Genomic DNA, 13503 nt, shown 5'->3' on the forward strand with positions numbered 1-13503 from the left:
CACGCCCTAGCGGGCGTCGTAGACCGAGGGCCCGTACCAGGCCAGGGCCGAGCGCAGCTCCGCCACGTCCCGGTCCCGCCGCTTGCGGTAGCGCTCGTGCGAGATCGGGTAGACCCGCAGCCCGCCCTTGTGGGGCTGGAAGCTGCCGCGCCCCAGGGTCTCCGGGGCCTTGGCCGCGCCGACCAGCCACACCACGACCCACGGCCGCGAGCTCGGGCCCTCCACCTTGACCCGCGAGATCGCGTACCAGGGCAGCCGCCGCTGCCGCTCGCCGCTGGAGAGCGTGATCCCGTCCGGCCCGATGTCGACGGCCAGCGGCGAGCGCAGCACGCCCACCAGCAGCCGGACCCCGATCAGGGCGAACACCGCGAACGCGACCAGCGCCGCCAGCTGCACGCCCCGCGACGCGCCGGTCGCCGGGTTGGCGATCATCGCCGTCACCGCCGCCGCGAACCCGTGCGCGGCCGTCCACCCCAGGCCGACCGCCCGGGACGTGCGGAACCGCGCCCCGCTCTTCTTCACCGGCGGCGTGTAGGGCCGGATCGGCCCGCTCGGCGGCGCGGCCGGCGACGGCCGCGCCGCGGGCGGGTCCTCCACCAGCACCCGGGTCGCCGGCCTGCGCTCCTCGGCGAGCACCCGGGTGGGCGGCTTGGCGGGCAGCTCGCGCAGCTCGGTGTGCCGCTGCTCGACCAGCGACCGGATCTGCGCGGGCAGCCACGACGGCTCGCTGGACGGTGGCCCGACCAGCTCCAGCAGCCGCGCCGGGGTCGGCCGGTGCGCCGGCTCGCGCACCAGGCACGGCACGATCAGCGGCACCAGGCCCGGCGGCACCCGCGACAGGTCCGGCTCCTGGTGCACCACCCGGTAGACCAGCGCCGACGTGGCGCCCTCGCCGAAGGGCCCCGCGCCGGTCGCCGCGAACACCAGCACCGAGCCGAGCGCGAAGACGTCGCTGCCTGGGGTGATCTCCGACCCGACGACCTGCTCGGGCGAGAGGTAGCCGGGCGTGCCGAACACGATCCCGGCCTCGGTCAGCGCCGAGTGCTCCAGCGCCCGCGCGATGCCGAAGTCGATGACCCGCGGCCCGTCGTCGGCCAGCAGGACGTTCGACGGCTTGAGGTCCCGGTGCACCAGGCCCGCGCCGTGGATCGCGACCAGCGCCTCGGCCAGGCCGCCCGCGAGCCGCCGCACGGCCCGCTCGGGCAGCGGCCCGAAGTCCTGGACCGCCTGCTGGAGGGTGGGGCCGGGCACGTACTCGGTGGCCATCCAGGGCCGGTCGGCGTCCGGGTCGGCGCCGACCACGGTCGCCGTCCAGAACCCGCCGACCGACCGCGCCATCTCGACCTCCCGCCGGAACCGCTCGCGGAACTGGGGGTTGTCCGCCAGTTCGGCGCGCGCGACCTTGACGGCGACGGGCCGCCCGCCGCGCGACCGGGCGAGGTAGACGGAACCCATCGCCCCTCGGCCCAGGGCGGCGAGCAGCGTGTAGTCGCCGATCCGCGGAGGGGCGTTCGGTGGCAGTGGCTGCACGACACCCACATTAGTTGCGCCGGCGGCCCGGGTCGGCCAAGACGAGTAGTTCTACCCAGCGCCGGTCAGCGGGACTCGGCGCGCGCCACCAGCTCGGCGGCCCGGGAGCGCCACGAGTGGCGGGTGACCGACGCGCGCAGGGCGGCCGCGGGCTGCGGCGGGCCCTCGGCCAGCGACCGGCGCACCGCGTCCACGAACCCGGCGTGGTCGGTGGCCACCCGCACCCGGTCGGTGTAGCCGGCCAGCTCGGCGAAGTCCGTGCTGACCACCGGCAGGCCCAGGGCCAGGTACTCCTTGAGCTTGATCGGGTTGGAGTGCCGGATCCAGCTGTTGTCCTGCCACGGCATGATCGCGACGTCGAACGCCGAGCCGTAGGCCGGGATCTCCTCGTAGGGCCGGAAACCGAGCCAGTGGACGTTCGGGTACTTGTCGAAGCGCTCCATGGGGTGAGTCGCGTCACCGATGAGCACCAGCGACGCGGTCGGCAGCTCCGCCGCGAGGCGTTCGAGCAGGTCGAAGTCGACCACGAAGTCGTCCAGGGCGCCGAAGAAGCCGATCCGCGGGCCGTCGACGGCGCGGATGTCGGCGGGCCACTCGGACTCCGGGCGGGCGGTGAAGTGGTCGACGTCGACGCCGTGGTCGAGGAAGTGGGCCCGGTCACCGGTGCGGGGCCGCTCCTCGTCCAGCAGCGCGTGGCTGACGTAGACGACGTGGTCGGCGTTCTCCAGCAGCCGGTGCTCCAGGGCCTCGATCGACGCGCGGTCCGCCTCGGGGAAGTCGGAGTGCCGGTCGGAGCGGTTGAACACCAGGCTGCGCCGCCGCATCGGGGCGACCACGTCCCAGGCCGTCGGGATGGTGACCATGATCACGGGGGTGCGCAGCCCCAGCGCCGCGGCGACCAGCCGCACCTGCGCGCGCACCAGCACCGCGTTCACCCGGCGCAGCAGCGGCGAGCCGTAGAACGGCAGCGGCAGCGGGGACATCACGTGGAAGTCGGGCAGCGGGCGGCGCACGAACTTCGCGACGCTGCGCAGCTTGCGCAGGATGCGCCGGGCCACGTGCGTGCTGTTGCCCGGCGTCGGCATCCGCATCCCGATGCTGTTGACCACCAGCACCCGGCGCTGCCCGGCGACCGAGCGCATGAGCTGGAAGTCCGAGTGCGCCCGGTTGTGGTACCACCAGTCCTGGGCGGAGAAGCAGATCCAGCCCGGTCCGCCGCCGGGCCGCGCCGGCCAGCGCCGCCAGCGCACCAGGTCGCCGATCGCCTTGCGGTGCTTGGGTTCGCGCGGCGCGCGGAGCAGTTCGTTGAGCAGCACGGCCCACCACATCGCGACCGCGGCCGGGCGGCGGTGGCGCTCGCGGGCCAGCCGGACCCGGTTGGTGGTGGCCAGCGACCACAGCACCGGCGAGGTGGACTGCTCGCCGCCCAGGTGGACGGCGCGGGCGCGCGGCTCGTAGCGGATGCCGAACCCGCGCTCGCCGGCGCGCAGCATGTACTCGGTCTCCTCCGAGTACAGGAAGTAGCGCTCCTCCAGCGTCCCGGTGGCCGCGCGGCACTCGCGGGAGACCAGCCACGCCGCGCCGGTCACCCAGTCCGCCGGGCCCGGAGCCTCGTAGCGGCGCCGGTCCACGACCAGCTCGCCCAGCGCGGCGACGCGCCCCGCGCGGGTGCCGCCGAGCAGCGCTTCGCCCAGCGCCCGCAGCGCGGTCGGCGCGCGGCGCAGGGACAGCTGCTGGGTGCCGTCGGCGTTGAGCAGCCGGGGCGCGGCGATGCCGACGCCGGGCCGGGCCAGCGCGGCGCGCAGCGGCCCGATCGCGTCCGGCTCCAGCCGCACGTCCGGGTTGAGCACGAGGACGTCGCAGTCCGGCGCGGCGGCGAACCCGGCGTTGACGCCCGCCGCGAAGCCGTCGTTGCCCTGCCGCGCCACCACTTGCGCCTCGGGGGCGACGCGCGCGACCACGTCCAGGGTGTCGTCGGTGGACGCGTTGTCCACCACGACGACCCGACCGTCCGGAATGGACTCCAAGGCCACCGCGAGCGATTCCAGGCACTCCCGGACCACGGCGGCGCTGTTGTAGGTCACCACGACCACGGCGAGCGGCACGGTCACTTCTCCCTGCTGCGAAGGCGGGTGCGGACGGCGCCGGAGAGCAGGCGCAGGGCGAACGGCAGGTCGTCGCGCAGGTAGCGCCCGGCCAGCCGGCGCGGTTCGAGGGCCAGGCGGTGCAGCCACTCCGCGCCCATCCGCTGCACCACGCCCGAGGCCCGCCGGAACTCGCCGGCGGCCATCGGGATGCCCGCGCCGCAGCCCAGGAACCAGGTCCGGGGCAGCTGGGCGCGCAGCAGCCTGATCAGCCGCTCCTGCTTGGGGAAGCCCAGGCCCACCAGCACCAGGTCCGGCTCGGCCGCCACCACCTTGGCGACGGCGTCGGCGGTCGCGCCCGGGTCGGTGTCGAAGCCGAACGGCGGCGAGTCCGTGCCGGCGACCCGCAGGCCCGGGTAGCGCGCCCGCAGCGCCTCGGCGGCCTTCTCCGGCACGCCCTCGTCGCCGCCCAGCAGGTACACCGAGCGGCCCAGCCGCGCGGCGGTCCCGGACAGGGTGAACACCAGCGACGCGCCGGTGACGCGCTCGGGCAGCGGCACGCCCGCCAGCCGGCCCGCCCAGACCACGGGCATCCCGTCGGCGACGACCACTTCGGACTCCGCGATCAGCGCGGCCAGCTCGGGCCTGCGGGTCGCGGCGCGGACGATGTCGACGTTGGCGGTGACGATCGCGCCGCCCTCGCCCCGCTGCCAGGAGCGCGCCACGTGCTCCGCGACGCCGGGCTCGCGCACGGACCACACGTCGACGGCGCCCACGCGCACGCGGGGCTGCGGGATCTGCGGCATACCCGCGTCATCGGCTCCGGGGAACTCCTCGTTACCGGTGGCGGACGTGATCGACGACGCGGTAACGGGTACCGGCCAGGACCGATAACGAGGTCATGTACGTCGCTTCCACCCGGCCGTCCGAACGGGTCAGGGGCAGGGTTCCCGGCACCGTGGTGGCGCTGGGGGCGGTGAGCCTCCTGACCGACGTCTCGGCCGAGATGATCACCGCGTTCATGCCCGTCTACCTCCTCTTCACGCTCCAGATGGGTTACGCGCAGTTCGGTGTCCTGGACGGGGTGTACACGGGGGCGACGGCCCTGCTGCGCTTGGTCGGCGGCCACGTCTCCGACCGCACGCACCGGCACAAGGCGGTCGCGGCCACCGGGTACGGGCTCTCGGCGGCCACCAAGCTGATCTTCCCGGTGGTCGGGGCGAACGCGTTCGGCATCGGCGCGACGATGGCCGCCGACCGCGCGGGCAAGGGCCTGCGCACCGCGCCGCGCGACGCGCTGATCTCGCTGTCGACCCCGCCGGACCGGCTCGGCGCGGCGTTCGGCCTGCACCGCAGCATGGACACGGTGGGCGCGCTGCTCGGCCCGCTGGTGACCTTCCTGCTGCTGTCCCAGATCGGCATCGTGGCCGGTCCGGTGTTCGTGGTCAGCGCCTGCTTCGCGGTGGTCGGGCTGATCGTCCTGATCGCGTTCGTGCGCGAGCGGCCGGTCCCGGCGCGCACGGGGCCCAAGCCGTCGATCAGGGCGGGCCTGGCGCTGCTGAAGGGGGCGGGCTACCGCCGGGTGGCGATCGCGGCGGCCGTGCTCGGCCTCGCGACGCTGTCCGACGCGTTCGTGTTCATCCTGGTGCAGAAGGCGACCGACGTCCCCCAGGCCGTCCTGCCGCTGATGCCGCTGGGCACCGCGCTGGTGTTCCTGGCCGCCGCCGCGCCGCTGGGCCGGCTCGCGGACAAGGTCGGCGGGTCGGTGGTCTTCCTGGGCGGGCACGTGCTGCTGCTCGCCGTGTACGTGCTGCTGCTGGCGTCGGGCACGGGCTACGTGGGGGTGGGCGTGGCGCTGCTGCTGCACGGCCTGTTCTACGCCGCCACGGATGGCGTGCTGTCCGCCCGGGTGAGCGCCCTGGTGCCCGAATCATTGCGGGCTTCCGGCCTTTCCGTCGTCCAAACCGGGCAAGCCCTCACCCGCTTGGTGTCCTCGGTCGGATTCGGCTTCCTGCTGCAGTTCGCCGCGTTCGACACGGCCGTGTACACCGCGATCGGATCACTCGTGATCGCCGTCGTGCTGGCCTGGCGGATGACCTGACACCGGACGCGTCGCCTCGACATCGTGGCGCACCTCTTGCGCTTTGCACGCAGGAGCACCGCCCCAGAGCGCAGTGCGCGAAGCGGTGGCGCACCCAGTGCGCACACCGGTTGCTTCGTGTTCTCCTCCCCGTACGGCCTGGGCGCAGCCCGATCGCATTTGTCGGGGGGTGTCAAGCACGCTCTTCGCTTGACACCCCCCGACAAATGCGATTGCCTTCGGCAGGCCGTGCGGGGAGGAGAACACGACCGCCCTTTCTTTTCCTCCTCCTTGGGGGCCTCTCGGCCGCTCTTCCTACTTGTGTCCCGCACGGATCTGGGTGATATTCGGTGCTGTACCGCCCGAGGCTGAAGAGCTAAAAGAGTCCTCGCCGGACGGGCAGGCCGCCAAGGAGGAGGAAGAGCAAGAGCGGTCGTGTTCTCCCCGCATGACCTGTCAAAGACGACCATGCTTTTCCTGGGGGCGCAAGCGAAAAGCGTGCTTGCACCCCCAGGAAAAGCATGGTAGCCCTCCGGGCAGGCCATACGGGGAGAACACGAAGGCACCGGTCTGCACGGGGCGTGCCGCGAGCCCGAGGCTATGAAAGGGTGCTCTGCGCTGCGCGTTCCGCCTTGGCGATGCGCAGCATGGCGCCGCACAAGCCGATCATGGTGAAGACGAGGCCGGTCGCCACGCCGAAGCCCAGCAGGTCGAAGGTGAAGGAGCCGATGCCTCCCGCGAGCACCCCCGCCAACCCACAGGCGGCCAGGCCGCGCAGGTGCTCGTCCCCGCTCAGCATCCGCACGCGGATCACCGCGAAGCCGGCGGCGAGGAACATGCCGATCAGCGCGAACAGGCCCAGGTAGCCGTTCTCGATCAGGGTCAGCAGGAACTGGTTGTCCAGGATCGTGTACTTGGTCGGCAGGAACGTGCTGAAACCGCGGCCCAGCAACGGGTTCAGGTCGATCTGCTCGGCTGCCGCCGCGTAGTCCGCGGTGCGCGCCTTCACGCTGGGGTCGTCCTCGATGTTGGAGAACATGCCGCGCAGCGTGCCGAACAGCCCCGGCACGACCAGGCTGGCGCCGATGAAGAAGCCGCCGCCGACGACCATCGCGGTGATCTTCCGCTTGCGCGGCAGGGTGAGCACCATCACGACGCCGGCGACGACCATGGCGAGGATCGCCGTGCGGGACAGCGCGGTCATGGCGCCCAGGCCGACCAGCGCCAGGCAGATCAGCCACCGGACATACGGGGCGCCCTCGTCGCGCGCCTTGAACACGTAGTGCGCGCCCAGCGGCACGGCCATCGCGCACACCAGGCCGTATTCGATCGGGTGGTTCGTGGTCCCGGTGGGGCGGCGGAAGATGGAGCGCGACTCCATCACCGCGTAGCCGTTCTCCTGCGCCCGCAGGCCGGGGATGCTCACGTACCCGGCGAGGTCGACGCCCGCGCCGAACTGCACCAAGCCGACGAACGCGATCACCGCGGCGCAGCCCAGGATCAGCTTGAGGACCTTGTCCAACCGCTCCCTGGTGCGCACCGCGTCGCAGATGAACACGGCCACGCTGATGGTGGCCACGATGCGGACGATGCCGGAGTCGGCCGTGGTCAGCTCGTCGGTGGGCAGCCAGCGCCGCGTGGCCACCCCGTAGGTCGCCAGGTGCGCGGCCAGGTACAGCGCCACGGCCGTGCGCACCACGTTGAGGCCCTTGCCCATGCCGAGCGTGTCGACCATCTGCGTGGCCAGCCACAGCACGCCCAGCAGCAGGGCGATGACGAGGGCGGGCGGGAGCGTCATGGGCACGAACGACAGCACCAGCCGCGCCGGGATGATCAGCAGGGCGAGGAGGTAGACGCAGACCAGGGTCGCGCCGTCCGCCCGTTGCCGCACCCGCTGGAGCCGCTCGGTCAAGGTCTGTCTTCGGTGTTCGGCCACGCCGGGCCCGGTGCGGGCGGTGGCACGGCGATCTTCACGGTCCGCTCGCTGGCGGTCGGCTGGGCGTTCGGCTTCACCGCCGGCTGCCCGCCCGGCTGCCCCGCCGGCTTGGCCGCCGGTTGCCCGCTGTGCGGTCCGGTCGGCTGCCCGCCCTGGCCCGGTTTCCCGCCCTGGCCCGGGTTCTGGTGGGTGGACGGCGGCGGGGCCTGCACCTTGACCGTCTGCTCGCTCGCCGTGGGCCGGGGGCGGCGGGCGGGCGGGCCCGGCGCCCGGCGCGGCGCGCCGTTGAGCGGTGGCTTGGTCTGGTGGTTGGTGGGCGGGGCCTTCGGCGGGGCCTCGGCCGGCGCGGCGGCGGGCGGGGTGTCGTCCTCGTCCGGCTCGTCCGGTTCCGCCGCCTCGCCGGCGGCTTCCCGCTCGCGGCGGCGGCGCAGGTGGTTGAGCACGCTGTCCGAGCCGAAGGTGGCCGCCGTGGTGAGCAGCATGAGCAACACGAACGCCGCGCCCGCGTACCGGACCTTCCCGCCGATCTGCGCCTCGGCCTCGGTCGGGTTCACGATCACCTGCGAGGTGATGAACGTCGACTCCGGCGCCTTGAGCTTGCGCTGCTGGTCCTCCAGCTCCCTGGTGGCGAACTCCAGCACCGTGGTGACCATCTTCTCGGCCGCCGCCGGGTCGTCGCCGTCGCCCACCACGAACAGGAACGGGCCGTTCTGCCCGCCGCCGGTGACCGTGTAGTTCAGCGTCGAGTCCTTGGTGATGCCCAGCCGCTCGCGGGTCTTCGGGTCGGCCAGGATCTGCGACAGGATCTGCGAGGTGGTGGCCAGGCTGCCGTCGAACGCCAGCAGCGGGTTGATCTTCACCGCTTCCTCGGGCGTGACCTTCTCCGAGAACGTCCCGCCCGCCGCGGGCGTGGTCAGCACCATCACACCCGAGGACTGGTAGCGGGTGGGGATGGACAGGAAGATGCCTGCCGCCACCGCGACGGCGACCACCGCCGACGGCACGGCGATGTACCACCGCCGCCGCAGCGTCCGCACGGCGCCCCAGAAATCCATCCGCTCCCCGATCCACGTTTACCCTGAGTGCGTGACCGCAAGGTGTTGCTACTCTGAAATCGGCCGACTCGCGCCCTGTCGTTACAGGTGGTGATGGACATGGGCTCGCGACGCGTCGTGCTCGCCGTCGGCGCCATCGTACTGGTCGTGGCGGCGGGTGTCGTGTACGTGACCAGCGTCGTCCGGCAGCAGCCCGCGGTCCCGGCGGCCTCTGTGGACGCGGACCTGATGTTCGTCGAACTGGCCGACGGCCGCAGCCGGGTGGAGCAGGTGGCGCTGGCCGACCCGGGCGCCCGCAGCGGCACGGACCTGGCCTGCCAGCGGGTGTACCGGGCCGGTGGGACCACGGTGTGCCTGCGGCTGGCCGGACCGGGCCCGACGTACGCGGCGGAGGTGACGCGCGACGACGGGACCGGGCGCACGGTCCCGCTGCCCGGTGTGCCCAGCCGGGCCAAGGTCTCCGCCTCGGGGCAGGTCGTGTCGTGGACGTCGTTCGTGACCGGCGACTCGTACTCGGTGCCCGGCGGCTTCTCCACGCGGACGGGGTACCTGGACCTGCGCACCGGTGAGGCGGTGGAGTCGTTGGAGGGCTTCACGGCCGTGGTCGAGGGCAACGTCCACACGGCACAGGACGTGAACTACTGGGGACTGACCGTGGGCGCGGACGACCGGACGTTCTACGCGACCCTCGCCTCCGGCGGCTTCACCTGGCTGGTGCGGGGCGACCTGGTGGAGCGCCGGGTCACGTCGCTGCGCCGCGACGCGGAGTGCCCCTCCCTGTCGCCGGACGGCACGAAGATCGCCTACAAGAAGCGCATCGGCCGCCTGGGCCCGTGGGACCTGGCGGTGCTGGACCTGGCGACGGGCGAGGAGCGGCGGCTGCCCGGCACCGCGGGCGTCGACGACCAGGCGACCTGGCTGGACGACGAGCGGCTGGCCTTCGCGGCGGTGCCGAGGGGCACGAAGCTCGCGGCGGTCCACGTGGTGCCGGCCGACGGCTCGGCCGACGCCCGGCTCCTGGTCCCGGACGCGACCTCGCCCTCGCCCCTCTGACGCCCCTCCGGGCGCCGGGCTCCGCGGGGCCCGGCGCTCAGGCGAGCAGTTCCCGCCGGAGCACCTTCTCCAGCTCGTGCCCGGCCGCGTCCCAGGACCGGCCGGACACGCCGGCGGAGGCGTTCTGGGCCACGGTGGCGAAGTCCGGCGTGGCGACCGCCTCCGACAGGGCCCGCGCCAGGTCGTGCGGCGTGGCGGGCGCGTAGCGGACGTGGTCGTTGTCCAGCACGACGCGGTTGTGCGGCGCGTCGTTGACCACAGGCAGGCAGCCGGCGGCCAGCATCTCGTGCGGCACCAGGGAGACGTTGGTCATGGACAGCGACAGGCCCGCGTAGCAGCGGTTGTAGATGTCGTTGAGCCGGTCGGGCGTCACCAGGCCGTGGTCGACGTGCCGCGGGCCCAGGGAGCCGATCCGCTCGCCGTAGGTGTGCACGGTGATGTCGGGGTGGCGCTCGGCGAACAGCTCCAGCGCCAGCAGCCCGATCTCGATGGCGCGCCGCGGCGCGAGGCGGCGGGCGTAGAACACGACGCCGTCCCGGGCGGTGTTCTCCTTGAGGTGGTAGCGGTCGGTGTCGCAGCCGAAGTCGAACCAGTCGGCGGGCATCCCCGTCTCGGCGCGCAGCTTCTCGGCCAGGAACCGGCCGGCGGTGAACCCGTGGAAGCCCATCCGGTAGGTGTTCTCCGCCAGCGCGGACAGCCCGCCCACCGGGAAGAACCACGGCTCGTAGTCCTGCACGAGGTAGAACCGCTTGCCCGCGCACGGGTCGTTGAACGCCGGGTAGGCCGTCATCCACGCCGAGGCGAACACGGCGTGCGCGTCGGCCATGCCGTCCAGGACGTCGAGCACCGGGCCGCGGAAGCCGGGGTAGGCCGACCGGATCACCGGCTCGTGGTCCACCGCGCGGCTGCCGTAGACGTCGTACAGGTACAGCCGGCAGGTGTGGCCCAGCGACTCCAGGTGCGCGATGAGCCGGAACATCGTGGTGTGGCCGCCGGAACCGGGCGCGGGCGGCGTGCTGACCCAGTTGACGGTCAGCGAGCCGTCGGTCGGGATCGGCGGCACCACGACGGGTCTGCGCTCGCCGATGTCCGCCGCGCGCACGTCCTCCAACCGCACCGGGAACACCTCGGAGTCCGCGCCGAGCCGCTTCGCCGCGGTGCGCAGCACCCGCGCGCCGAGCTGCCGCACGCCCTCGTCGCGCACGATCCGCGACACCTGGTGCGCGCGCCGCTGGAACACCTGGACAGCCCTCACGACTTACCCCTCCGGAGCAGACCCAGCGCCTCGTGGCGCAACGGGAAGACGACGGCGGCGTAGGCCGCCAGCGACAGCGCGCCGCCGATGACCAGGCGCCACAGCGCACCCGGCACGAACCACTGGACGGCTTCCGCGACGGCGACCATGACCACGCCGCCGAGCACCGGCCGCGCCACGGCCGCGCCCAGCGCCCGCGGGCGCACCCCGTAGGGCCGGAACGCGATCAGGTACGCGGGCACGATGAACACCAGCACGACGACGCTCTGCGCCAGGGCCACGCCCCGGATGCCGTCCAGGTGCGCGCCCAGCGCCAGCAGCGGCACCAGGGCCACCAGCCACACGAGGTGGATGACCAGGATGGCCCGCGACCGCCCGGCGCTGGCCAGGTAGTCGTAGCCCAGCTCCAGCGCGACGCGCAGGGCGCCCAGCAGCACCAGGGCGGCCAGCGCGGCGGCCGTCGGCGCCCACCGCTCGCCGTACACGGTGCGCACCAGCGGGTCGGCCAGCGCGGCCAGCAGCACGCACGCGGGGACGGTGAACAGCGCCAGCAGCCCCAGTGCGCGCGCGAAGGTGCGCTGGAACAGGTCCGGGTCGTCGCGCACCTTCGAGAACGCCGCCAGCGACACGCTGCGCACCGGCTGGGAGAACGCGCCCACCGGCCAGTTCGCCAGGTTCGTCGCCAGCAGGTAGTAGCCCAGCGGCACCGTGCCGAGCACGCTGCCGACGATGATGCCGTCCACGTTCAGCACGCCGAAGACCAGCAGCGACGCGCCGGCCAGCGGGAGGCCGAAGCCGAGCAGCTCCTTGGCCCGCCCGGGGTCGAACCCGGGCCGGAAGCGCTGCTTGGTGAACGCGAACATCACGACGGCGGCGGTGAGGTTGGTCGCGATCCGCGACCACGCCAGGCTCCACGCCCCGAAGCCCAGCACCGCCAGCACGACCACCACGGTCGTGCCGACGACGAACGCCGACGTGTCGGCCGCGAACTTGTGGTCCTGCCGGAACTCCCGCTGCAGCAGCGCGCCCGGCACGGCGGACGCGCCGGCGATGACCAGCGCCACCGACATCAACTGGATGACGCCGGTGGCCTGCGGGGTGCCCATGGCCTCCGCGAACCACGGCGCGCCCACCACGCAGATCCCGCACAGCAGGCACCCGGACAGGATCGACAGCGTGGTCACCGTCGGCGCGAGCCGCTCGACGGGCTCGTCGGTGCGCACCAGCGCCACGCTCACGCCCATCTCGCTGACGCTGAGCACGATGTTGAGCACGACCAGGGCGACGGCGAACACGCCGAACTGCTCGGGCGCGATGAGCCGCGCCAGCAGCACGCCGACGCCGACCTGGGACACCCGCTGCACCAGGCTGTTGACGGCGCTCCAGCGGATCGCCGAGGTGACCTTGCCCTCCAGGGTGGTCACTGCCCGCGCCACTTCCAGACCTGCTTGCCCAGCAGGCCCCGGCCGCGCTTGACCAGGTGCGCGCCGACGAACAACTGCGTGCGGCTGCACAGCGCGGGACCCAGCGCCCTGCGCCGCCGCAACGCCCGGTACTCGGGCAGTCGCTCGGCGTGCGGGTAGACCCGGCGGGCGAACTCGACCAGCTCCTCGACCGGGATCTCGGCGAGCTTGTCGCGGTCGTAGGCCCGGACCGCCCGCCACAGGGCGTCCTTGGCGATGGAGCGGTTGGCGAGGTGCTTCAGCCGCGGCGGCAGGTCGGGGTGCTCGGTGAAGAAGCGGTCGAACACGGCCTGCCGCTGCTCCAGGTCGGCGAAGACCGACGAGAACCGGGTGCGGAACATGCTCTGCTGGTGCACGCGGTAGTACGCGGCGGGCTTGCCGCGCACGTAGCCGATGTCGGAGACCGCCGCGATCCGCATCCACATCTCCAGGTCCCCCGCGTGCGGCAGGTCGGGCCGGTAGCCGCCGACCTGCTGCTGCACCGACGTGCGCACCACGGCCTCCGGTGAGGACAGCACGTTCTGCCCGGTGCGGCAGCGGTTCTCGATCCAGTCCACACCGGACCACACCGTGCGCCCGGCGGGCGGTGCGATGATCTTCGGCAGGTCGGTGCGGCCGGCGGCCCCGTCCTCCTCGCCGACGGTGTAGTAGACCACCCGGCCGTAGACCATGCCGACGCCGGGGTTGGCCTCGAAGACCTCGGCGGCACGGGCGAGGGAGCCCGGCGCCAGCAGGTCGTCAGCGGACAGCAACACCGTGTAGTCGGCCTTGGCCCACTCCAGGAGCCCTTCGTTGTAGGTCGCGATGTGCCCCTGGTTCACCTCGTGCCGCCGGCCCTCGACCCGCGGGTCCCGCATGAGCTCCGCCATCACCTGCGGGGTGTCATCGGTCGAGGTGTCGTCGATGATGAGCACGCGCACGTCCACACCGGGCTGGTCGAGCACGCTGCGCACACATGCCCGGAGGAACCGCGCGTAGTTGTAGCAGGGGATGACGACGTCGACCGTGGGTCGTGCCGGGGCTTGAGTCACGCCCTAGACATCGTCG

10 protein-coding genes are annotated in these 13503 nt (G+C 73.2%); 2 read left to right on the forward strand and 8 right to left on the reverse strand.

The window, feature by feature from the left end; translation table 11 throughout:
* Window positions 1-6 precede the first annotated feature (6 nt).
* The 3 genes from JOE68_RS05150 to JOE68_RS05160 form a co-directional block, all read right to left on the reverse strand.
* Complete coding sequence (locus tag JOE68_RS05150; RefSeq protein ID WP_307819538.1) at window positions 7-1530, reverse strand: serine/threonine-protein kinase; 1524 nt, start codon at window positions 1528-1530, stop codon at window positions 7-9.
* A 65-nt stretch (window positions 1531-1595) separates the two neighbouring features.
* Window positions 1596-3641 (reverse strand): glycosyltransferase, encoded by a 2046-nt coding sequence (locus tag JOE68_RS32155; protein ID WP_307819539.1) that lies wholly within the window; start codon window positions 3639-3641, stop codon window positions 1596-1598.
* Window positions 3638-4420, reverse strand: a complete 783-nt coding sequence (locus JOE68_RS05160; protein WP_204841193.1) for a WecB/TagA/CpsF family glycosyltransferase — start codon at window positions 4418-4420, stop codon at window positions 3638-3640. The genes JOE68_RS32155 and JOE68_RS05160 overlap by 4 nt, the downstream gene beginning before the upstream one ends.
* Window positions 4421-4515: 95 nt before the next feature.
* Here JOE68_RS05160 and JOE68_RS05165 point away from each other — a divergent pair, with 95 nt between their 5' ends.
* Window positions 4516-5715: an MFS transporter gene (locus JOE68_RS05165; RefSeq protein WP_204841194.1), complete on the forward strand. Its 1200-nt coding sequence runs from the start codon at window positions 4516-4518 to the stop codon at window positions 5713-5715.
* A 577-nt stretch (window positions 5716-6292) separates the two neighbouring features.
* Here JOE68_RS05165 and JOE68_RS05170 read toward each other — a convergent pair.
* Complete coding sequence (locus JOE68_RS05170; protein WP_204841195.1) at window positions 6293-7606, reverse strand: O-antigen ligase family protein; 1314 nt, start codon at window positions 7604-7606, stop codon at window positions 6293-6295.
* Window positions 7603-8685: a hypothetical protein gene (locus JOE68_RS05175; protein WP_204841196.1), complete on the reverse strand. Its 1083-nt coding sequence runs from the start codon at window positions 8683-8685 to the stop codon at window positions 7603-7605. The genes JOE68_RS05170 and JOE68_RS05175 overlap by 4 nt, the downstream gene beginning before the upstream one ends.
* A 99-nt stretch (window positions 8686-8784) precedes the next feature.
* Here JOE68_RS05175 and JOE68_RS05180 point away from each other — a divergent pair, with 99 nt between their 5' ends.
* Window positions 8785-9738, forward strand: a complete 954-nt coding sequence (locus JOE68_RS05180) for a TolB family protein (RefSeq protein ID WP_239562136.1) — start codon at window positions 8785-8787, stop codon at window positions 9736-9738.
* Window positions 9739-9775: 37 nt separating this feature from the next.
* Here the strand turns inward: JOE68_RS05180 and JOE68_RS05185 are convergent, their stop codons facing one another.
* From JOE68_RS05185 to JOE68_RS05195, 3 genes are read right to left on the reverse strand one after another with little or no spacing between them, the layout of a single operon-like run.
* Window positions 9776-10993 (reverse strand): rhamnosyltransferase WsaF family glycosyltransferase, encoded by a 1218-nt coding sequence (locus tag JOE68_RS05185; protein WP_239562137.1) that lies wholly within the window; start codon window positions 10991-10993, stop codon window positions 9776-9778.
* The gene (locus JOE68_RS05190) at window positions 10990-12429 is read right to left on the reverse strand and encodes a lipopolysaccharide biosynthesis protein (RefSeq protein ID WP_307819540.1); all 1440 of its coding nucleotides are present in this window, start codon (window positions 12427-12429) and stop codon (window positions 10990-10992) included. Before JOE68_RS05190 ends, JOE68_RS05185 begins: the two co-directional genes overlap by 4 nt.
* Window positions 12414-13487 (reverse strand): glycosyltransferase family 2 protein, encoded by a 1074-nt coding sequence (locus tag JOE68_RS05195; protein WP_204841198.1) that lies wholly within the window; start codon window positions 13485-13487, stop codon window positions 12414-12416. Before JOE68_RS05195 ends, JOE68_RS05190 begins: the two co-directional genes overlap by 16 nt.
* Window positions 13488-13503 lie beyond the last annotated feature (16 nt).

The organism is Saccharothrix algeriensis, assembly GCF_016907655.1.
In the GTDB taxonomy this organism is placed as follows: Bacteria; Actinomycetota; Actinomycetes; order Mycobacteriales; family Pseudonocardiaceae; genus Actinosynnema; species Actinosynnema algeriense.